The organism is Pseudoalteromonas aliena (genome assembly GCF_038155085.1).
GTDB lineage: Bacteria > Pseudomonadota > Gammaproteobacteria > Enterobacterales > Alteromonadaceae > Pseudoalteromonas > Pseudoalteromonas aliena_A.
Window position 1 is genome coordinate 1 of record NZ_JBAKAU010000016.1, and the last position, 22,691, is coordinate 22,691.

Genomic DNA, 22,691 nt, shown 5'->3' on the forward strand with positions numbered 1-22,691 from the left:
AACCCACGAAAAGCGGAGGCTAACACCGTGTGGGAGTCATTATGTCTATATGCCAAAGTCATCATGAAGCGTACTTATCAAACATTATTGTTTTTAACATTATTAAGCGTAATTGTTTCAGTATTTTACTATTTAGATTTTATGCCTAAAATGGATTCAGCTTCAGGAAATGCAGGAGCTTTTGTAGCCGCTCTATTTCTAGCCTTTGGCGCATTAGGCTTATTCATTATCACCATAATTGGCACAATCACTTTTTCCATAGCATTTGTGTTTCAAGACAAACTTCCTAGTCAAAGAATTTATCATTGGGGTATACCTTTAGCTTTTTGTATACCTGGTTATGGTGTATGTTTGTTTATAATTTACAGTTGGTTAGTAGTTGGCATATAAAAAAAATTAACGTGACACCCATCTTATATTGGGATAGCTTTGCTTGTTCAATTAAGATGCCTGTCTTACTTTTTCTTGCTATATAAATTAGCTATTTATGTGCGTCGACACTCAAATAAGTTACTGTGTCGGATGGCGCTTTGCTTATCCGACCACCGTTTTTAAATATATTTGAAGAGTGGTGGTTACCTTCTCCCCTCTCTGCCAGGCTAGTTGTCTAATATTGAATATTCGTTGGGTTTCGCTACGCTCTACTCACCTACGTGTTTAACTTAAATTTTTACGCAGACGAAAATCGCGTTGCCTGAGCGTTCTGCTCATCAGCTGAAATTAGTTGACCACTACAGATACACATCCTGATTTTTATACAGTGAAGTTCATTTACGAGAATCTTAGAGGTTGTGTTAGAGATAAATCGCTTGTGATGTTTCGAATAACCACACGCATTCAGTGCTGTATGTTGACGATAAAATATCTAATAAATTTATAGTAAAGTGATTATTGTTCGCTTACTTATACGCAATAAAAAAGCTGCAATGTGCAGCCTTTTTAAGTGTTAAACAACTATTTAACTCGTTAAGCGTCTTGCTTGGCTTCTTCTTCACTAATTTGTTTTAGTGCTTGAATGAATGAGTCGCTTGGTTGTCCGCCAGTAAGTGCATATTTATCGTTGATGATAAACGTAGGTACTGACGTAATACCCATTTGTTTAAAGCGGTCTTGCTCTTGGCGTACGTCTTGTACGTATTTGTCTGAATGTAGAATACTGCGTGCAGTTTCTTTATCAAGACCTACCTTTTCAACAACGTCGAGCAGTGCTTCTTCTTGATTTAAGTATTTTAAATCGGTGAAGTGCGCTTCAAAAAAGGCGAGTTTTAACTCGGTTTGCTTACCTTCTTCACGTGCCCACATTAATAAACGATGCAAATCAAAGCTATTGATCATGATGCGTTTGCCGTCAAAATTAAAGGTGAATCCAGCACGTTGACCGGCTTCGAACATGTTTTTACGATTTTCGTCGCCTTGCTCTTCACTTAGGTTGTACTTTTGCATTAAGTGTTCGTTTAAGTCTTGACCTTCAATTGGCATATCTGGATTTAGTTCAAAAGGATGCCACGTAATATCTGCGCTCATTTCGTCTTTAAGTTGCTCTAGTGCAGTTTCTAGGTTTTTATAACCTACCACGCACCATGGGCACATTACGTCTGAAACTATATCAATTTTAAAGTTTTTCATATTTATCCTTTTGAGGATTGCTTTGGTATAACAAACGATATTGGGATGAACTGCACTTTATCAATCCTCAAACTAAAAAGAGCAGCTAATGGCTGCTCTTTATAAGGGGTTTAAGCGTTAAGCCCAAACGGGTCGTCAATACTATAACTTGGCTGTGTAAACCAATGAGGGCCGTTGTCGGTCATATAAAAGTGATCCTCTAAACGTACGCCAAATTCATCGGGTATTACTAGCATTGGCTCGTTACTAAAACACATGCCAGGTGCGAGTGGGGTTTTGTCTCCACCTACTAGGTAGGGCCATTCGTGAATATCTAAGCCAATACCATGGCCAGTACGATGCGGGCAACCGGGTGTTTGATACTGTGGGCCTAAACCTTGCGCCGCTAAATAAGTACGTGCGCCAGCGTCTACGTCTTCGCACGTAGCATCAATTTTAGCGGCATTAAATGCCGCCATTTGCGCTGCTTTTTCATGATCCCAAAACATGCGTTGGCGCATTGTTGGTTCGCCAAATACATAAGTACGGGTAATATCCGATAGGTAATCGTGTACTTTGCAGCCGGTATCAATTAGTACCATATCGCCTTTTTTAAGTACTTGAGGGTCTTTAACACCGTGCGGAAAAGACGTTGCAACACCAAATAAAACAATACAAAAATAGTTACCTGGTGCACCTACCTTTTGATGCGCTTTTTTAATAAAGGCTTCCACTTCTGTGGTGGTAATACCTTCGTAAAGCATGCTAGCAGTTGCTTGGTGTACAGCTAAGGTCATGTCCATTGCGCATTGCATAAGCGATAATTCGTTTACTGATTTATGCATTCTACAATGTGCAGTAACGCTTTGTGCATTGATTATGTTTAAGCCTTTTTGCGCTTTGTTAATACCATCAAATATAAAAAACTGCGCACTTTCATCAATGCCTATGGTGGCATTGTCATTAATGTTTAGTTGCTTTAATACGCTAACAAAGAGTGCATAAGGGTTTTCGTGCTCTTGCCATCCATGAATAGGACCTTCAACCACTTTAAAACCGTTTAGTGTGCCTATTTCAAAATAAGGGGCAATGTATTGTACATCGCCTATTGCAGGTAAAATAGCCCCAACCATACGCTCACTGGCGTACCATTTCATGCCTGTAAAATAAGTAAGGTTTGTACCTGCGTTTAGATAAATAGCATCAATATTATTTGCTTGCATATAAGCTTGAGCTTTAGCAATACGCTGTAAATATTCATCTACTTGTATGGGTGCTACCTTGCAAGTCATATTACTTAAACTTGCTAGTGCTTGTTCACTTGTTTGCGTACCAACGCCTAGTGTGGCCATAAATATCTCCTTGGTTTTTAGGCATTGTGCGTAATGTGAAGAGGTAATTCAATATAATGCGACAACATGCACGCTAAGGTTTTTTTGCATAAGGCAGGCGCATTAATTTATTACTAGTATGATAACTATCAAGCCCCGTTACAGCCACAGTCTCAATAGCTTGTAAATCTAAAAAACCATCACTTTGAAGTGCTATCTCGTCTAAGTACACATCTGTAATTTCACCTATAACAAGCTCTGTACCATTTACAGCTAAGTGTTGGTGCTCAACGTAATTTACCGCATATTTTAATCGCGATTCTTGCACAAATGGGGCTGTGAATTCATTTAGGTATTCTGGCGTTAAACCGGTCGCATCAAATTCCGATTCGCCTTTATCATATCGAGCCGATGTCTGATGCGCTTGTTTATAAATAGCTTTGTTAACTTGGTTAATAGTGTAACTACCGGTGTCGATTATGTTTTCAAATGTATGGCGCGGCACACTATTGGGGCGCATTATCATACCTACTAGCGGTGGGTGAGCGCCTAAATGAATGACCGAACTAACAATGGCAAGGTTGGTGTTGCCTTGTTTATCTTGCGTGCCAATTAAGTTGGCGCTTTTAAAACCCGAAAGCGAGTTAATTAAATGAGTACGGGTGTGTTTTTCAAGTGCGTTTATGCGCTCTTTAGTAAAATGCATTAAAGGTCCTTACCACGGTATGGTTTCGCCTTGCCAATCTAAGTAGGCCGGTTCACCATTGAGTTCTAAATGGGGGTTATTAAACGTAAATGTAAAAAGTTGTTTTGCTACAAATTCAGCTGTAAAAAGTTTTCCTGCGGGTACATTTTTTTGAAATGGCTTTGAAAGCGCTGTATCGGTAGTTCCTGGGTGAAATAAAACGAGCTTAGTATTTTTAGCGCGACGTGCAAGCTCAACCGCTGCTGTTTTAAATAGCATGTTAAGTGCTGATTTAGAGGCGCGATACGTATACCAACCGCCTAATTTGTTGTCGTTAATGCTGCCTACACGCGCACTAAGTGCGGTAATAGTGCACTGCGTTTTGTGTGTTAAAAGTGGCAAAATACTTTGCAGGCAAAGCAGAGGGGTTAGCGTGTTTGAGTTTAGAAGTTGGTTGAAATACTCAGCGTCTATATCTTCAAGTTTTTTTTCGGGCATGTGGGTTTTGTTATGCAGCGTACCGTTAAATATAACAACTTGTTGTATATTAGCATTTTGCTCTTTTAAGTAAGCAGTTACGCGCGCTAAGCTTTGTGTTGTGTAATCGGTTTGAAAATGAACAATGCTTCCCTCAGATTCAATACTTTTTGAACTAATACAAACGACTTGGTGAGTAGGCGTGTTTATTTGTAGATGCTCTATATATGCATTTGCTATGGCGCTGCTTGCGCCAAATAAAACAATCATATTCATTTAGCACCTTTCGATTTGATACTGCATTGGCCGTTAGTGCACTGAGTATTAGGCATTAATAAACGGCTAAGCGGGTGCCTGTACCTTGCAAAGAATAAATATCCGCAGTCTGCGAAAAAACGAATTACTGGCAAGCGAAAAATTTTCAACCATGTATATTTGCCAACCGCTTTCCATGCTTGGTAAGTAACATCAAGGCCATATATCATTTCACCAGAATTTGTTTGTGCTTGTAAATGAGTCATTGCTTTATCTTTATCAACATATGAATAACGCTCACTAAAATCGGGCGCATTTAGGTCTTCAAGTTTGATGTTGTTATCGGTATCAGCCTGTTTAAGTTTAGTCATTTCGGTGCTACATAATGGGCAATTACCATCGTAAAAAATGATCATAAAATAGCTTAGCGTTTATTTTTCATATACTTTTTTACGACATAGCATTGCAAATGGATCTATTAAATATGCGCTCATGATGATATTAATAGCACTCCACGAAACAAAGGAGACTGAGAAATGAGTGAACAATATGCCGCCTTGCGAGGAAATGTAAATTTACTAGGGCAACTTCTAGGACAAACAATTAAAGATGCTCAAGGCCAAGCGATTTTAGATAAAGTAGAAGAAATTCGAGCTTTATCAAAGTCATCTCGCAGTGGTAACGAAGACGACAGACAAGCGCTAATAGAAGTACTCCATGCGCTTAGTGACGAAGAGCTTTTGCCGGTTGCCCGTTCATTTAATCATTTTTTAAACCTTGCTAATGTAGCAGAGCAATTTCATACTGTTTCGCGTTTTAATGACGTTGGCTTTGGTCAACAAAATCCTCTCACTCAAACATTAAAAACGTTAGTTACAAAAGCAGAACAAGGCCAGTTAGACAGTAATCATTTGGCCGAAACACTCTCAAAACTCCACATAAACTTAGTATTGACCGCTCATCCAACTGAGGTGACGCGCCGTACTATTATTAATAAGCACGTTGAACTAAGTGATTGTTTAGCATCGCTTGAGCGAAAAGATAATTTACCGCAAGAGCGTGACAACATTTTAAACCGCATTGAACAGCTGATTAGCCAAGCTTGGCATACCGACGATATTCGTCGCTCTCGCCCAACGCCAGTAGATGAAGCCAAATGGGGTTATGCGGTAATCGAAAACAGTCTTTGGCATGCTGTTCCACGTTTTTTACGTGAGTTTTCAGCCAATGTTAAAGAGCAATTAAGCTTAGAATTACCAATAGACTACAGCCCAATTGAGTTTACATCTTGGATGGGTGGAGACCGTGATGGTAATCCATTTGTAACATCGCAGGTAACAGCAGAGGTGCTTGACCATGGTCGTTGGATGGCACTTAACTTATACATCCAAGACTTAAAAACGTTATGCGCTGAATTATCTATGTCAGATGCCAGTGATGAGCTTGTTGAGCTTGCAGGGCAAGAGTTTGAACCATATAGAGCAGTGATCAAAAAGCTTAAAAATCAAGTTGCAGAGACCGTGGCTCACTTGGGCGCTAAAATTAAAAATAAGCGTAGCGATTCACAAGATTTAATCACCGATATTAATCAGCTTAAACACCCTGTAGAGGTCTGCTATCGCTCGTTATTAAAGTGTAATATGAAAGTAGTTGCTGATGGCTTATTGCTTGATTTACTGTATCGTATTAATAGCTTTGGCTTGCGTTTAGCTAAACTCGATGTGCGCCAAGATTCGTCTCGTCACAGCGATGTTTTTTCTGAGCTGACTCGTTATTTAGGTTTAGGTGACTATAACCAATGGCAAGAGCAAGACAAGCAAGCATTTTTACTTGCGGAGCTTAACTCTCGCAGACCGCTTATTCCAAAACATTGGCAGCCAAGCCCAGATGTTCGAGAAGTGCTTGATACCTTTGATGTTATTGCTAAGCAAGACGAACAAACATTTGGCTTGTATATTATTTCGATGGCGCGAACAGCATCAGACATTTTAGCAGTACAACTACTTCTTAAAGAAAGCGGTTGTAGCTTTGATTTACCAGTAGCACCATTGTTTGAAACACTTGACGATTTAAACGCAGGCAGTGATGTAATTACTACATTACTTGATAATGTTTGGTATCGCGGGCACATTAAAAACACCCAAAATGTTATGATTGGTTATTCAGATTCTGCTAAAGATGCCGGCATGATGGCAGCAGGTTGGGCGCAGTACGAAGCAATGGATAAACTAGTACAACTTGCTGATGAGCGTGGTATTGAACTTATTTTATTCCACGGACGTGGTGGCACAGTAGGGCGTGGTGGTGCACCTGCTGCACAAGCGCTGCATTCACAACCGCCAGGTTCGTTAAAAGGTGGGTTGCGTGTAACCGAACAAGGCGAGATGATCCGCTTTAAATTTGGTTTACCCGATGTAGCACTGCAAAGCTTAAATATTTACGCAGGCGCAGTACTGCAAAGTAACTTATTACCGCCGCCGGAGCCAAAATCACAATGGCGCGAAGTAATGAAGCTAATAAGTGAGGAGTCGTGTGAGCACTACCGTAATGTAGTTCGTCACGATGAAAACTTTGTACCTTATTTTAGAATGGCCACACCTGAGCTTGAGTTGTCTAAGTTACCATTAGGTTCACGCCCTGCAAAACGTAACCCTAATGGGGGGGTTGAAAGCCTGCGTGCTATTCCATGGATTTTTGCATGGAGCCAAAACCGTTTAATGCTTCCTGCATGGTTAGGCGCGCTAACCGGCTTAAAAGCTGCACTTGATCAATATGGTGTAGAAACTCTAAACGAAATGAGCTTACAGTGGCCATTTTTTAGATCGCGCCTAGAAATGCTCGAAATGGTATTTAGTAAAGCCGACTGCTGGTTGAGTGAGCATTACGATAATGCGCTAGTGGAAGATATGTACAAACCATTGGGTGCAACACTTCGTAAAGAGCTTCAAGAAGCAATTGGCTTGGTGCAATCACTTAGCCCGCAAAAAAGCCTACTAGCCGAACAACCTTGGATAAAAGAGTCGATTAGTTTACGTAACCCGTACACTGATCCACTTAACCTATTACAGGTTGAGCTTTTACGCCGTGCTCGCTCAGAGGAAAAACGCAACGAAGGTGACATTGATAATGCATTAATGATCACGATGACAGGTATAGCTGCAGGTATGCGTAATACCGGCTAATACTTTATTTTGTTAGGTATACCTATTGGTATTAAAAGGGAGCACGCGATGTGCTCCCTTTTTTTGCGTTAAATAGGCTGGTATTTAACATCCTAACCTTTTAAACTACTGAGCCATTGAATAATTAAAAAATGTTATGGCTTCAGCAACTTTTACTGTACAGCAAGATACAGCACTTACAAATTCGCACATCACATTAAACGTAGCGCAAACAGCGTCATTACGTAGTCAATTAAAATCACAACGTGGCATATTAAATTCTAATAATATTAAAGCTTTATGCGCGCAGCTTAATGTGTCTGATGATGTATTACTACAAGGTTTAGTGCCTTTAGCTTCTGAGTATGCCGTCGCGCCGGTATCAGATTTTCACGTAGGCGCAATTGTTAAAGCACTTGATGAAAATGGTGAGGTAAACTTTTACTTTGGTGCAAATGTAGAATTTGATCATCAAGCATTGAGTTTAGTGGTTCATGCAGAGCAATCGGCTATAAATAACGCCTGGTTAAACGGCGCTAAAAAAATAGTTAAAATAGCAATTAGCGATGCACCGTGTGGATATTGCCGCCAGTTTATGAACGAATTAGCGGATGCGAAAGAGTTTGATATTTTACTTCCTACTCAGCAATTTAAACTTGCAGAATTACTGCCGCATTCATTTGGACCTACAGATTTAGGTAACGAATTTAGCTTATTTAACCCAAAACCACAGCAAGGAAAGTTTAGCTTTGATGGCCTTGATGAAACCCTTGCGCGTTTTGCACTTAATGCGTACGTGCCTTACAGCCAAAACTTTAGCGCCGTAAAAATAAGTACATTTAGTGATGGTGATTTTTACGGAAGTTACGCCGAAAATGCAGCTTACAGCCCAAGTTTATCGCCACTACAAAGTGCAGTAAGTCAGTTCTTTTTAGCTGGGCTTAGCTTTAACGAAAGTACGGTGAAGGGAATAACATTACTAGAAACAGCAGGTCATGAAAACCAGTCGCAAGTGGCAAAAGCTGTGCTTGCTAGTTTTACGCATTTACCAGCACTTAAAGTAATTAGCGCACCACTTAAATAGTGGCTTGCATACAATAAAGCACAGCCGGAGCTGTGCTTTATTAAAGCGAGTCATTCTATCGAATTAAATAACTCACTAACTAAGTGCTATAATCTGTATTAATCAAGTAATACTTTAGCTGCTTCTAATACTACTGCTACAGATTTACGCTCAATTTCACCATGGTCTACATTTGGTATTTCTTGGCGAGTACGGTTAACAAGTACGCCTGCTACACATGCTGCTTGTAATCCAAGGGCTGCACACATAGTAAATAATGTTGCTGACTCCATTTCGTAGTTCATCACGCCCAGTTTTTGCCACTCTTCGCAGCTACCTTGTAGTGATTTAGGAACGTAACCAGAGTGCGTATCGTAACGCTCTTGCCCTGGGTAGAATGTATCGCTTGATGCAGTAATACCAATATGGAAATCGATATTTAGGTTTTTACATGCTTGTACCATAGCTTGTGTTGCATAAAAGTCAGATACAGCAGGATAGCTAAGTGGTGCAAAATGTTGGCTAGCTCCGTCTAAACGTACAGACGCTTGGCTAATTAAAATTTCACCTTCGTTAATGTGTGGCTGAATTGCACCGGTTGTACCAATACGTAAAAATTTACGCACGCCAAGTTGTGCTAATTCTTCTACTGCAATCGACGTAGATGGACCACCAATACCCGTAGAACATATAACCACAGAGTGGCCGTTTAATTGACCTAAATAAACATGAAACTCGCGAGTTTGAGCTAGGCAGGTTGGGTTGTCTAGGAATTGTGAAATACGTGCTGCACGATCTGGGTCGCCCGGTACAATCGCAAGTTTTGCACCTTTAAGATCATCAATACATAGTCCTAAGTGAAATACCTTTTCCATAGCTAAGCCTTTTATAATAATTTGTTGTCAATCTAGCATGATTGCTAGAAACGTTTGCCAAGTACAGGACGATTGTCCGTTTTATCTTAACTCTTCCAATAAAACCTTAATAATTTTGAGGGTAAATTTGATTTATTCATCAACTATGAATATTCACTCAAGTACTTATATACGTAGCCTTGTTGCGCTGTTGACATGTTCAAGCAGACATAATAAGTATCACTCAAGCGCGTAACTATAATTAAATCGATGATTACAAAATGTCATTAATGTCATATAAATTCAATGGCTTAGTCTTTTGTAGAACACGCAAAAGCTAACATGCTTATTTATATTAGGCACTGACTTATTTAGCAAAGTGGCATTCATTAGAAGTTTAGGCATTTTTAATGGTTTTGCATAACTAATCAAAAGTAATTAGCTACGTACAGAATAAAAAGCGAAGGAGTTTATTATGAGCATACAATTTGAAGCATTTAAAAACAAAGTTGAGCACTGTTTGTGCGCACCGGGTGATGGCGTATACACAGTAAATACTGCAAAAGAGCGAAAAGCTGCACTGCGTAATAAACTATATGGACAAACTGAAAACGTTGATAATTTGTGGCGCGAGTCTTTAAATGAATTGCCAAATTCTTCACATAAAGCCGTTATGTTAGGTATTAGTTCAGATTGTGGCGGTGGTATTTTACGTGGTGCAAACTGGGGGCCACTGTTTGTTCGCTCAGCTTTAATTGATCAGCATCCACAGTGTCATTCGTTTGATTTAGGCGATGTACGTGTAATCCCACATTTACTTCATGATAAATACCTAAACGATGCAACCATTTCTAATTGCCAAAAAGCTTTGTATGGTAATGAAGGTAATGACTATTACGTAAGCCCGTTATCAATCACTGAAGATGTGTGCAACAGTTTTTACGCAACGTTTAAAGACAAAGGGTTGTTTGGTATTGGTGGCGATCATTCAATTAGTTATCCACTTACTAAAGCGTACTTAAAAGCAAAACGTGAGCAAGGTAAGCGAACGGCTATTATTCACTTTGACGCACATACCGATTTACTTGTGGAGCGCTTAGGTATTGATTTATGTTTTGGCTCGTGGTGTACACATATTTTAGAATTTTTACCGGCGCCACATCATTTAATTCAATTTGGTATTCGTTCAAGCGGTAAACCAAAAGCGCATTGGGAAAGCACTTTTGGTATAAAGCAGCATTGGGCTGCTGAAATTATAGAACGTGGTGCTAAAGCGGTTGCTGCCGACGCTATTGCACAACTAAAAGCAGATAACGTAGATGAAGTCTACGTAAGTTTTGATATAGATGCACTTGATGCTGAGTTTGCATCAGCTACAGGCACGCCCGAAGATAATGGTTTAACCCCGCAGCACGCACTTGATATTTTATCAGCTATAGCCGATGAATTTCCTATTACTGGCGCAGACATGATGGAGATAGCGCCATTTACCGACAGCTCTTTAGTGGGACAATCAAGCTCAGAAACGACACTTAGAGAAGGCGCTAAAATTTCAGCCTTTTTAATTAGTGCAATGAATAAGTAATACTACTTAATAGAGCGACGTTGCAATAGCGTCTATAGCTAGCCTTGTAGACTTATCAGGGCTAGTTTTTACTGCTTTAGCCTTTATAAATAATTAACTTTCTCCTGTTCCTATATTTTAGCATAAATCACTCGTTTTTAACCTTCAATTAAAGTTGTAAAAACTTTGAAATATAAAGACTTATATGTATTTAATAAATATAAATTGCTGCGTTTAAAAAACCGATTATAATCCAGCTGCTTTTTGTTTAAAAAAGCGCTAACTTATTGGAGCGTTAAATGGGTGATTTAATCGGGATTAGCTTATTGATCTTGATCAGTGCGTTGTTTGCTATGTCAGAAATAGCAATTGCAGCGTCGCGTAAAATTAAACTGCGAGTAATGGCAGATGAAGGAAATATAAAAGCAGCAGCGGTATTAAAGCTACAAGAAAATCCAGGGGCTTTTTTTGCCATGATCCAAATAGCACTCAACGCGATTGCGATATTGGGTGGTATTGTGGGCGAACAGGCTTTATCGCCCTATGTTGAAAGTGTTTTAGTGCTTTTTTATCAAGGTGCACATTTAGAAAAAATTAGCTTTTTATTCTCATTTTTTACTATTACATCTCTGTTTATATTGTTCGCCGATTTAATGCCAAAGCGTTTAGCTATGATCATGCCAGAAGCAGTCGCAGTTAGAGTCGTTACAATAATGCGCTGGGTAACTTTTGCCTTAACTCCGCTAGTGATGTTTTTTAATGGTGTTACTAACTTTGTCCTGCGCTTATTTAAAGTGCCTGCTGAGCGAGAAGACAACGTTACAACTGAGGACATTGTTGCCATGATGGAAGCGGGTGCTGCATATGGTAGTTTACAAAAGCAAGAGTATGAATTAATTGGCAATGTATTTGACCTAGAAGCACGGTTTTTATCAAGCGTAATGACGCCACGCGACCAAATTGTGTATTTTGATTTAAACGAACCTAGCTATGATATTGCGACTAAAATTATTGACCATCCACATAATCACTTTTTAGTGGTGTCAGGAAATTTAGATAAGTTACATGGCTCTGTTGAATCTAAAGATATTTTACGACAAGTATTAAAAGGTGAAGCAGCCAATATAAATGATGAGTTGATTGATAAAGATGTTTTTTACTTACCGGAAACATTAAGCCTATCAGAAGCATTAAATGCCTTTAAAAGTGCAGCCAAACCGTTTGCCGTTGTTGTTAATGAATACGCTTTATCGGTCGGTATCGTTACGGTAAAAGATTTAATGAAAGGCTTTATGGGTGATTTAATTACTCATCAAGGCGATGAATTAATTGTAGAGCGCGATAGAAACTCATGGCTTGTAGATGGCTTAACTCCAATTACTGATTTAGCAAAGGTACTTGATATAGAGGAGTTTCCTGATCAGATGCATTATGAAACTGTCGCTGGCTTTTTAATTTACAATATGAAGCGAATCCCTAAACGCGCTGAGCATTTAACTTTTTCAGGCTTTAAGTTTGAAGTAGTTGATGTTGAAGGCATTAGGGTAGAGCAGTTACTAGTTTCAAGGATTATTAGTCTACAGAGCGATACTCCCCTTTAAAAATAGTAGTCGTTTATATAAATAGCCAAGCTGTATTTGCTTGGCTTTTTTTACGCTTGTAAAAAACATCGTTACTAAAATTAGAGATTATTTCAATGTACTTAATTGCTTTATTTTCAAATAGATTTGATTATATTTCCATCTAATTAACATTAGGTGCAACCTAAGGCGTATATTGCACTCAATAGTGTAAGTTTGTGTAAATTTTTCCTAATTAAGATTCATTATCAGCTTCTTTTAATTTAGAATGATCGTTCACTCTAAACTAAAAGGTATTTAACATGCAGCGTTCCCGCATCGCTTTATTTGTATTGTCAGCCCTCGTCGGTTCTGTTGCTTTAACTGGTTGTGATCAGGCAGCTGAGCAATCACAAGCTTCAGCTCCTCAAGCTGTCCCAGTGGGTGTACTAACAGTAAAAAGCCAAGCGATTACTCTCAAAAAAGAACTTCCTGGTCGTATTAGTGCATTTCAAATTGCTGAAATACGCCCTCAAGTAAGTGGTATTGTACAATCTCGTTTATTTGTTGAAGGTAAAGAGGTTGAACAAGGCCAAGCACTGTATCAAATAGACCCAGCTACATTTGAAGCAGACTTAGCAGCAAGTGAAGCAAGCGTAGCGCGCGCAGAGGCAAGCATTGCCAGCTCTAAATCAAAAGCATCGCGTTATAAAGAGCTTTTAAAAATTAAAGCCGTGAGCCAACAAGATTTTGATGAAGCAGATGCTGCATATAAGCAAGCAAAAGCTGAATTATTAACGGCTAAAGCGCAGTTAAAATCGGCGCAAATTAATCTTGATTACAGCCATGTATCTTCTCCTATTAGTGGTCAAATTAGTAAATCAAGCGTAACAGTGGGTGCACTAGTCAGTGCTAATCAAAGTACAGCACTTGCTACAGTAACTCAGCTAGATCCAATTTATATCGATTTAACACAATCAAGTAATGAGCTTACCCAACTTAAAAAAGCAATATCATCAGGTGCTCTAAGCGTTAATTCGACTAACCAAACTGACGTCGAACTTACTATGGAAGATGGTTCTGTTTATCCACATAAAGGCACATTACAGTTCTCCGAAGTGACCGTTGATCCAAGTACTGGCTCAGTAACACTGCGCGCTAAATTTTCAAACCCAGAAAAATTATTACTGCCTGGCATGTATGCCCGTGCTTCTATTGTAGAAGGTGTTAAGTCGGATGCTATTTTAGTTCCGCAACGTGGTGTTAGCCGTAATTCAAAAGGCGAACCAACAGCAATGGTAGTCAGTAAAGAGAACACAGTAGAAAGCCGCGTATTAAAAGTAGATAGAACTATTGGTTCTGATTGGCTTGTTACTGATGGCCTAATTGATGGCGATAAATTAATAGTTGAAGGTTTACAAAAAATCCGCCCTGGTGTACCTGTGAATCCATCTGAAATTCAATCGTCTGCTAAAGCCGATCAAGCGCAATAACGGAGAGTTTTAATGTCACGATTTTTTATCGATAGACCGATATTTGCTTGGGTACTCGCTATTGTAGTGATGCTTGCAGGTATTTTGGCGATTAGGAGTTTACCTATTTCGCAGTATCCTTCAATTGCACCACCTGCAGTGAGTATTACTGCAACGTACCCTGGTGCATCTGCACGAACACTTGAAGATACGGTAACGCAAGTTATTGAGCAAAAAATGAAAGGGCTTGATGGCTTGCTTTATATGTCATCTACGTCTGAGTCGAGTGGTTCTGCTACGCTTACACTTTCGTTTAGCGCCGAAACAGACCCTGATATTGCACAAGTTCAAGTGCAAAATAAACTAGCAACAGCAACCCCACTCTTACCAGAAGCTGTACAAAGGCAAGGTGTTGTAGTTGCAAAGTCAGCGCGTAACTTTTTAATGGTTTATGCTTTTGTGTCTAAAGATGGCAGCATGACCAATATTGATATTGGTGATTATGTTTCATCGAACGTGCAAGATATTGTATCGCGTGTTGAAGGCGTGGGTGAAGTACAGTTGTTTGGGTCTCAGTATGCGATGCGTATTTGGTTAGACCCTGCAAAGTTACAAAATTATAAGCTTACACCAGCTGATATTAGCGCTTCTATTTCTGCACAAAATGCACAAGTATCTGCTGGTCAACTTGGTGGTATGCCAGCCGTTGATGGTCAGCAACTTAATGCAACAGTAACAGCGCAAAGTCGATTACAAACGCCAGAGCAATTTGAACAGATTTTAGTTAAAACCAATCCAGATGGCTCTTTTGTACGTCTAGAGGACGTTGCTAGCGTGGAGCTTGGCGGTGAAAGCTACCGCGTTGTTGCTCGTTACGATGGGCAACCTGCATCAGGGTTAGGTATTAAATTAGCCAGTGGAGCTAACGCACTTGATACCGCAGAGGGCGTTAAAAAAGCAATTGAAGAGCTAAAACCGTTTTTCCCTGAAGGGTTAGATGCCGTAATACCTTACGATACAACACCGTTTGTATCGTTATCTATTGAAAAAGTTATTCACACCTTAATAGAAGCTGTTGTACTTGTTTTTGTAGTTATGTATTTGTTCCTACAAAACTTTAGAGCAACGCTTATTCCTACTATTGCTGTACCTGTGGTTTTACTTGGTACGTTTGCTATTTTATACACTTTTGGTTATTCAATAAATACGCTAACAATGTTTGCGATGGTACTTGCCATAGGATTATTGGTAGATGATGCAATCGTTGTTGTAGAAAACGTAGAGCGATTAATGACCGAGGAAAAACTCTCAGCGCTCGAAGCTACGCGTAAATCTATGGATGAAATTAAAGGCGCGCTGGTAGGTATAGCCATGGTGCTTTCTGCGGTATTTATTCCAATGGCATTTTTTAGTGGCTCGACGGGTATTATTTATCGTCAGTTCTCTATTACATTGGTTTCGGCAATGGGACTTTCGGTATTGGTTGCCCTTATTTTAACACCAGCATTGTGCGCTACGTTATTAAAACCTAGCCATGTTCATGACGATAGCTCGTTTATTGGTAAGTTTTTCTCTGGATTTAACCGAGGTTTTGATAAAACGAATCGCGGTGCACAAGGCTTTGTAAGCCGAATGATCAATCACTCTAAGCGTTACATACTTATTTACGCAGTGATAGTGGGTGGCATGGTTTATGTGTTTTCACATTTACCAACGGCATTTTTACCAGACGAAGATCAAGGTATTTTGTTTAACCAAGTATCATTACCGGCGGGCTCTACAACACAGCAAACGCTTGAGGTTGTTAAAAAGGTAGAAAATCACTTTTTAAACGATCAATCTGAAGCAGTAAACGGTATTTTTACCGTGACTGGTTTTAGTTTTGCAGGTTCTGGTCAAAACTCAGCAATTGCTTTTGTTAACCTTAAACATTGGGATGAACGTCAACGTGACGATCTATCTGTTCAAGGTGTTGCAGGTAAAGCGATGGGCTACTTTTCAACAATAAAAGAAGCGTTTGTGTTTGCCTTTCCGCCACCTGCAATTGTTGAGCTGGGTACTGCTAATGGCTTCAATATTTTTTTACAAGACCGTGTAGGCTTAGGCCACGATGAGTTATTAGCTGCACGAAATCAATTATTAGGTTTAGCAAGTCAAAGTCCAATTTTAGCGGGTGTGCGTCCAAATGGACAAGAAGATATGCCAGAGCTACAACTTGATACAGATCTTGCAAAAGCCGAAGCGCTTGGCGTGTCGCAAAACGATATTAACAGTACGCTTTCGACAGCATGGGGTAGTAGTTATGTGAATGATTTTATTGACCGTGGCCGAGTTAAAAAAGTATACCTACAAGGTGATAAAGATTCCCGCATGGTGCCAGAGGATCTGAGTAAATGGTATGTGCGCAACAAAAATGGCGACATGGTACCGTTTTCTGCGTTTGCTAGTGCTTACTGGACTTATGGGTCACCTCGTTTAGAGCGCTATAATGGTTTTTCAGCAATGGAAATTCAAGGTAGTGCAGCGCCAGGTTACAGTACCGGCCAAGCAATGGATGAAATGGAACGTTTAGTTAAACAATTACCTAACGGTATTTCGTCTGAATGGACTGGTATTTCATTCCAAGAGCGCTCTAGTAGCGGTCAAGCACCTTTATTATATGGTTTATCGCTGTTGTTTGTATTTTTATGTTTAGCCGCACTTTATGAAAGTTGGTCAGTACCGTTTGCGGTAATGATGATTGTGCCACTGGGTATATTTGGTGCAATTATGGCAGCGCTTAGTGGTGGCTTATCTAACGATATTTACTTGCAGGTAGGCTTGTTGACCACTATTGGTTTAGCCTCTAAAAATGCGATACTGATTGTTGAATTTGCGATTCATAAAATGGATGAAGGGCTAGGGTTAGTTGATGCAGCAGTTGCTGCTGTGCGCCTTCGTTTACGCCCAATTTTAATGACTTCGATGGCGTTTATTTGTGGTGTAATCCCACTCGCTATCGCCTCAAGCGCAGGCTCTGGAGCGCAAAATGCATTAGGTATTTCAATTATTGGCGGCACACTTGCATCATCAATATTAGTTGTTGTATTTGTACCGCTGTTCTTTGTGTTAGTTCGCCGTGTATTTTCTGGCAAAGCTAAAGAAACAACCAAGGAGAGCGCAGAATGAGCATTAAAACATTCAGCCTAAGTGCAATTGCTCTATTGGTTCTAAGTGGTTGTCAATTAGCGCCAGAGCAAAAAGACCTTGCTCTACCAGTACCTGATGCTTTTGCATCAGGTACTGAGCAAAGCGCTGCGCAGCAATTAAATTGGCAGAAGTTTTTTAATGATGAAAAACTACAAACGTTGATTAGTCAAAGCCTTGAGCATAACAAAGACATGCAAATTGCAGTGCTTAACGTGCAGCGAGTACGTGGGCTTTATCAAATTGAAGATTCTGCTTTGTATCCATCGTTTGATTTAAACGCATCTGGTACGCGCCAGCGTTTACCGGCTGATTTGTCTGGTACTGGCGATGCAGCTATTAACTCGCAATACAGTGCAACAGTGGGTATTACCTCTTACGAGCTAGATATTTGGGGCAAAGTACGCAATCAATCAGCGCAAGCACTGCAAAATTTATACTCTACAGAGCTTAGCCAATACAGCACGCAGGTGTCTTTAATTTCAGAAGTTGCAAATGCGTGGCTTAATTATGCAACAGACTTACAACTGCTTGAGCTTGCGAAAGAAACGCTTACCTCCCAGCAAGAGTCATTATCACTCACGCAAAAAAGCTTTGATTTAGGTGCGACGTCTTCAATAACCCTTGAGCAGCTTAAAAGTACAGTTGCCACGGCAAAAGTTGATATAGCAACGTATAAACGTTTGTTAAAGCGAGATAAAAGCGCGCTTGATTTATTAGTCGGTAAATCTGTTTCAGCTGATTTACTGCCGAATAAAGACCTGACTAACTTGATCAGCATGCCAGAAGTACCCGTAGGTTTACCGTCGGATCTTTTATCGCAGCGTCCGGATATTAAAGCCGCTGAGCATTTAATGCTTGCTGCAAATGCCAATATTGGTATTGCACGTGCGGCGTTTTATCCAAGCATAAGCTTAACAGCCAATGCGGGGTCTGCTTCAAGTGATTTAAGTGGCTTGTTTGATTCAGGCTCAGGTACATGGAGTTTTGTGCCAACTATTAGCCTACCTATTTTTAATATGGGACGTAACCAAGCAAATCTTGATGTAGCAAAAGCAGATCAAGAAATTGCAGTGGCAACGTATCAGCAAAAAATTCAAAATGCGTTTCGCGAAGTTGCCGATGCACTTGCTGATAGAGAAGGTTATCAAGAGCAGTTAAGTGCGCTTGATATGCTTATAAGTAGCCGACAAACCACGTTTGATTTATCTAAAATGCGTTACGAAAAAGGCGCAGATAGCTACTTGCAAGTACTTGATGCTCAACGTACGTGGTACGGTGCGCAACAGCAGTTAATTGCGGGTCAGCAAGCGTATCTTGCGAGTCAAATTAACTTGTACAAAGCGCTTGGTGGCGGATGGAATGCAGCCAGTGAAACAGCTCAGGTAGAGAAATAATATTTGCGGCTTTTAAAGCCGCATTACATATTTATATGGCGAGACTATTTATAGCTCTTGCTTTACTGAGTTTATGACTTGGTAGTGGAGTTGAACATGAAGCCTAAAGCAAAAAGGCAAACAGATCCCGCGATAGCACTGGCTAGGCGTGAGCAAGTATTAACAGCTGCTGCAGAGTGTTTTCGCCGTAAAGGTTACCACGGTGCAGGTATGGCAGAAATATCTAAAACGGCAGGGATGAGTGCTGGCCATATTTATAATTACTTTGAAAGCAAAGAAGCCATTATAGAAAGCATTATTGAAAAAGACATGGAAGAAATGTTCTCTATCTTTCAAAAGTTTGAAGATCATCCTGGTGATGTACTTCAAGCGCTTATTGATGGCTTAAATATTGGTGTTCAAAGGCATATGGACACCGGGGCATGTGTAGTTGACTTAGATATGATGGCTGAAGCAGGTCGAAATGTTAAAGTAGCTTCATTGCTACGTGATATGGATACTCAAGCACGCGGACGTATGAGGCAACTTTTAACAAGTGAGCGAAGTACGCTTAAAGATATTGATGAGCTTGAACTTGAAAGCCGAATTAATGTAATTTTTTCGATGATGGCAGGGTTATTACTTAGAAAGTTACTCTACCCTGAGCTAACTGAAGAAACGGTACTGATAGCGCTTCGCCCTGCGATGAAAACGTTACTGATGCCATTTGATAAAGCGCAGTAACGCTCAAAATAGATATCTAAAAAGTAAGCTAGCCAATACTTTGGCTAGCTTTTTTATTTTAGTTTGTTTAAAATCGCTCGATTGACCACTGAAGTGCAACAATTGCGATAGCAACGGAGCCCATTGGCATTACCCACTTTTTATACCACGTGTAGTTTCGTACATACATGAGTATTGGTAAGGCTACTAGTAAAATACTAAGTTGACCGATTTCGACGCCTAAATTAAACGCCAATATGCTAAGCAGTTGATAGTCGCTCGACAAGCCAAGCTCGCCAAGTACGCTCGCAAATCCCATCCCATGTAGTAAACCAAAAGCAAAAGTTAGCCAACCTAAACGAAGTACCAAGGGCCACACATTATTTAACGCTGCAAATAAAACCGATATAGCAATTCCAAGCTCAACCCAACGACTATTTGGTGAGACTAAGTTCATAGCGGTGGCTGTAAGCGTAATAGAGTGCGCAAGCGTAAACGCGGTGACTATCCATGCTGTGTGTTTAATAATTTGTTTTTTAGAACTAATACCTTGCCATGCTTTATCGCTGCGTTTTAAAACACAGGTAAGTAACAAAGCGATTAAAAATAAAATATGATCAATACCAATCCAAATATGTAAAACACCCTGATACACGTATTGATTAAACGTACTTAAATAACTAGATTTTTCAAAGCTAAACGTTTGTTGTGCCTCGTTGATATTAAAGACACGAGATACACCGTTTATATTTACGATAGACTTATGATTAGTATCGGTTTTAAAAAAAGCAGAATAGGAGAGGAAGATTGCTTCATTGTCATCACAGCTAAACAGCAGCGGAATAACCAAATAAGGCTGACTAAAATGGTTATCTAGCTGATAGATACCTTCACTTGTTAAAGGGCATACTTGTGCGTTTTGCGTGATATTTAGATTATCTTCAATGAAGTTATTAATTGAGCTGCGCTTTGCTTTTATTTCTGCCCACGAAATTTGCCCGTCTTTATCTAAATCCAAAGGCACTGCGTGCTCTAAGTCGGCTATATTAATTTGCCAGTTGCCCGTGTATTGGCTTTTGTTGGTGTCGTTATTGTTCTCGCTATTTAGGGTTATATAACTTGTACTTAGTTGATGGGCAAAGCTGTAAGTTGAAAAAATGCACAGCATTAAAGTGAGTATAAATAGATAAGGCGTTTTCATAGTGTATCTCGTTGCATCGCTTTTGCTTTAATAAGTAATTGCTCATCGGTGCTCATTTTAGCCTGTTGCCAGTTAATATGAGTCCAGTAAAGTGCTTTTTCGCAATTGGGTTGTTCGTTAAAATAATAAAGTTCTGTATAAAAATATCATGGTCATTGTTTAATGCGTAAATAAGTTTATTACCTTGAATTCAGGTTGATAGCAACTTGCAATGATACCTAATCAATTTTAAGGATTAAGCCAGACGCTAGCTTCGTCAAAAATTTCTGATATAGAAGACTAAATAACGAAATTTTGCCTTGTTATCGACATGACTTTCTTGCCTTAAAATAGAACAGTGAACTAAATGAGTTGGTATGAGAACAATTTATTCACTAAAGTGTAAATTTTACTAAAAAAGTAAGGTGTTACTAACGTCATTATATCTGGATCAATTTAAAATCAGTACCTTACATTCAAGATTTGTTGGTGCGTAATTTGCTACAAAGGTAATAGAAATTAGCGAAAAGGAAAACCTATGTGGGCAGCAATCAGCTACTTAATTTTAGCATTACTACTTACCTTTATTGGTTGGGAAGTAAATTTTGTTTATTTTTCTATTATTTTTTATTGGACTGCACTGTCACTTTTATTAGTAAGTACTGCGTATATTTTTAATGCTGCAAAAATATTCAGAAAACGTGAAAACGGGGTAATCCCTTTTTATATACGTTGGGCGTTTGTGCCATTTTTATTTGGTGTGCAAATTTATAATGCTTGGTCTCGTAAGCGTGATAAAGTACCACCAATACAACAAATAAACGAAAATTTATTTTTAGCTTGTCGACTGTTTCCTTCAGACATCGATACTCTAAAAAGCAATGGCATAACGGCTATCTTGGATGTTACGTGTGAATTTGATGGGCTCGAATGGAGCTCTACACAAGAGAGTATTAATTACTTAAACATTCCTGTGCTCGATCATAGTATTCCTACCCATTCACAGTTAAATCAAGCTATTAATTGGATTCATCACCACATAAAAGAGAACCGTCGAGTAGTTGTGCATTGTGCATTGGGTCGTGGAAGATCGGTATTTGTTATGGCTGCTTACTTGCTTAGCCAAAACAGAAATGCAGATGTTCATGAAGTACTTGCACAAATAAAAGAAACCCGTGAAACCGCTAACTTAAATAAACACCAGTTACGCCATTTAGCCAAACGCCACAAAAAAGGCGAATTAATTATTAAAAATAAAGCCGTATTAATTGCGAATCCGGTATCGGGTACGCGCTTGTGGGAAGAAAAAGAGCATTTAATAGTTGCTCGTCTTTCGGAGTATTACGATTTGAAGGTACTCACTACTTCAAAAGAGGTTAACGGCATAGAGCTTGCTAAACAGGAAGTTGCGCGAAATCCGGACATTATTATCGCATGTGGGGGAGATGGTACAGTGGCCGAGGTTGCAAGCGTACTTGTAAATACACAATGTAAATTAGGCATTATTCCAATGGGAACTGCAAATGCACTTGCGCATGTATTAATGGGCATAAGTTCTAAAATTATTCCTGTTGAACAAGCCTGTGACTTAATTATAGACGGCCAAACAAGCACAATAGATACAGCATATTGTAACAGTGAGTTAGTGCTTTTATTAGCGGGTATTGGCTTTGAGCAATCAATGATTGAAAAAGCAGATAGAGAGTCTAAAAATAAATCAGGTCAGCTTGCTTATTTAAATGGTTTTTTTGAAGCTTTTAGTGAGCAAAAATCACAGCTACTTAGCGTAAAACTCGATGATAATGAGCCGAAAGAAATATGTACAAATAGCTTTATTGTGGCTAATGCTGCGCCTTTTACAACGTTATTAGCTCAAGGTGGTGGGCAGCCAGATCATAGTGACGGACTACTCGATATAAATTGGCTAACACCAAGTGACGAAAAATCAACCACAATATTGAGTATTGCAGAGTTGATGTTTAGTAGCTTAACGCAAACACATTTAGCTATAAACTCTCATCACACCAATGCTAAAAGAGTCGAGGTTACAGGCGAAGGAGAGCTTAAGTACGTACTTGATGGTGAAATTAAAACTGCTGAGAAACTTGTTATTACTATTGAACCAGCTTCATTAAATGTAATTTGTAAAGAGCAATAAGTCGCGCTAGTTATAATTAAAAAAGGAGCTAAATTAGCTCCT

The 22,691-nt window shown here is 39.4% G+C and carries 17 protein-coding genes; 10 read left to right on the forward strand and 7 right to left on the reverse strand.

Annotated elements, in window-relative coordinates:
* A partial coding sequence (locus tag V6260_RS14270) for a hypothetical protein (RefSeq protein ID WP_341594814.1) occupies positions 1–390 on the forward strand: 390 nt, incomplete at its 5' end.
* A gap of 576 nt (positions 391–966) precedes the next feature.
* Here the strand turns inward: V6260_RS14270 and V6260_RS14275 are convergent.
* The 5 genes from V6260_RS14275 to V6260_RS14295 all read right to left on the reverse strand — a co-directional run bounded on the left by V6260_RS14275 (position 967) and on the right by V6260_RS14295 (position 4,769).
* Positions 967–1,626 (reverse strand): DsbA family oxidoreductase, encoded by a 660-nt coding sequence (locus tag V6260_RS14275; RefSeq protein ID WP_341594815.1) that lies wholly within the window; start codon positions 1,624–1,626, stop codon positions 967–969.
* A gap of 110 nt (positions 1,627–1,736) precedes the next feature.
* Positions 1,737–2,957: a Xaa-Pro peptidase family protein gene (locus V6260_RS14280; RefSeq protein WP_341594816.1), complete on the reverse strand. Its 1,221-nt coding sequence runs from the start codon at positions 2,955–2,957 to the stop codon at positions 1,737–1,739.
* A 73-nt stretch (positions 2,958–3,030) separates the two neighbouring features.
* Entirely contained in the window at positions 3,031–3,642 is a 612-nt protein-coding gene (locus V6260_RS14285) for a flavin reductase family protein (protein ID WP_341594817.1), read from the reverse strand.
* 9 nt (positions 3,643–3,651) lie between these two features.
* Positions 3,652–4,374, reverse strand: a complete 723-nt coding sequence (locus V6260_RS14290) for an SDR family NAD(P)-dependent oxidoreductase (protein ID WP_341594818.1) — start codon at positions 4,372–4,374, stop codon at positions 3,652–3,654.
* A complete protein-coding gene (locus V6260_RS14295; RefSeq protein WP_341594819.1) occupies positions 4,371–4,769 on the reverse strand; it encodes a DUF393 domain-containing protein in 399 nt (132 codons plus the stop codon). The genes V6260_RS14290 and V6260_RS14295 overlap by 4 nt, the downstream gene beginning before the upstream one ends.
* Positions 4,770–4,889: 120 nt before the next feature.
* Here V6260_RS14295 and ppc point away from each other — a divergent pair, with 120 nt between their 5' ends.
* Positions 4,890–7,535, forward strand: a complete 2,646-nt coding sequence (ppc, locus tag V6260_RS14300) for a phosphoenolpyruvate carboxylase (protein ID WP_341594820.1) — start codon at positions 4,890–4,892, stop codon at positions 7,533–7,535.
* A gap of 136 nt (positions 7,536–7,671) precedes the next feature.
* A complete protein-coding gene (cdd, locus tag V6260_RS14305) occupies positions 7,672–8,598 on the forward strand; it encodes a cytidine deaminase (RefSeq protein WP_341594821.1) in 927 nt (308 codons plus the stop codon).
* A 98-nt stretch (positions 8,599–8,696) separates the two neighbouring features.
* Here cdd and udp read toward each other — a convergent pair whose 3' ends face one another.
* Positions 8,697–9,452 (reverse strand): uridine phosphorylase, encoded by a 756-nt coding sequence (gene udp, locus V6260_RS14310; RefSeq protein WP_007375563.1) that lies wholly within the window; start codon positions 9,450–9,452, stop codon positions 8,697–8,699.
* Between the two features lie 454 nt (positions 9,453–9,906).
* Between udp and V6260_RS14315 the strand changes: the two genes are divergently transcribed.
* The 6 genes from V6260_RS14315 (at position 9,907) to V6260_RS14340 (ending at position 19,332) form a co-directional block, all read left to right on the forward strand.
* The gene (locus V6260_RS14315; RefSeq protein ID WP_341594822.1) at positions 9,907–11,016 is read left to right on the forward strand and encodes an arginase family protein; all 1,110 of its coding nucleotides are present in this window, start codon (positions 9,907–9,909) and stop codon (positions 11,014–11,016) included.
* Between the two features lie 278 nt (positions 11,017–11,294).
* Positions 11,295–12,596: a hemolysin family protein gene (locus V6260_RS14320; RefSeq protein ID WP_341594823.1), complete on the forward strand. Its 1,302-nt coding sequence runs from the start codon at positions 11,295–11,297 to the stop codon at positions 12,594–12,596.
* A gap of 281 nt (positions 12,597–12,877) precedes the next feature.
* On the forward strand, positions 12,878–14,047 hold the full coding sequence (locus tag V6260_RS14325) for an efflux RND transporter periplasmic adaptor subunit (protein ID WP_341594824.1): 1,170 nt from the start codon (positions 12,878–12,880) through the stop codon (positions 14,045–14,047).
* A 12-nt stretch (positions 14,048–14,059) separates the two neighbouring features.
* Entirely contained in the window at positions 14,060–17,194 is a 3,135-nt protein-coding gene (locus tag V6260_RS14330; RefSeq protein ID WP_341594825.1) for an efflux RND transporter permease subunit, read from the forward strand.
* On the forward strand, positions 17,191–18,609 hold the full coding sequence (locus V6260_RS14335; RefSeq protein WP_341594826.1) for an efflux transporter outer membrane subunit: 1,419 nt from the start codon (positions 17,191–17,193) through the stop codon (positions 18,607–18,609). Before V6260_RS14330 ends, V6260_RS14335 begins: the two co-directional genes overlap by 4 nt.
* 96 nt (positions 18,610–18,705) lie before the next feature.
* Positions 18,706–19,332, forward strand: coding sequence for a TetR/AcrR family transcriptional regulator (locus tag V6260_RS14340; RefSeq protein ID WP_341594827.1), 627 nt, complete (start codon positions 18,706–18,708; stop codon positions 19,330–19,332).
* A 67-nt stretch (positions 19,333–19,399) separates the two neighbouring features.
* Here the strand turns inward: V6260_RS14340 and V6260_RS14345 are convergent, their stop codons facing one another.
* Positions 19,400–20,512: a HupE/UreJ family protein gene (locus V6260_RS14345; RefSeq protein ID WP_341594828.1), complete on the reverse strand. Its 1,113-nt coding sequence runs from the start codon at positions 20,510–20,512 to the stop codon at positions 19,400–19,402.
* Between the two features lie 517 nt (positions 20,513–21,029).
* Here V6260_RS14345 and V6260_RS14350 point away from each other — a divergent pair.
* A complete protein-coding gene (locus V6260_RS14350; RefSeq protein ID WP_341594829.1) occupies positions 21,030–22,649 on the forward strand; it encodes a diacylglycerol kinase family protein in 1,620 nt (539 codons plus the stop codon).
* The last annotated feature ends 42 nt before the right edge of the window (positions 22,650–22,691 follow it).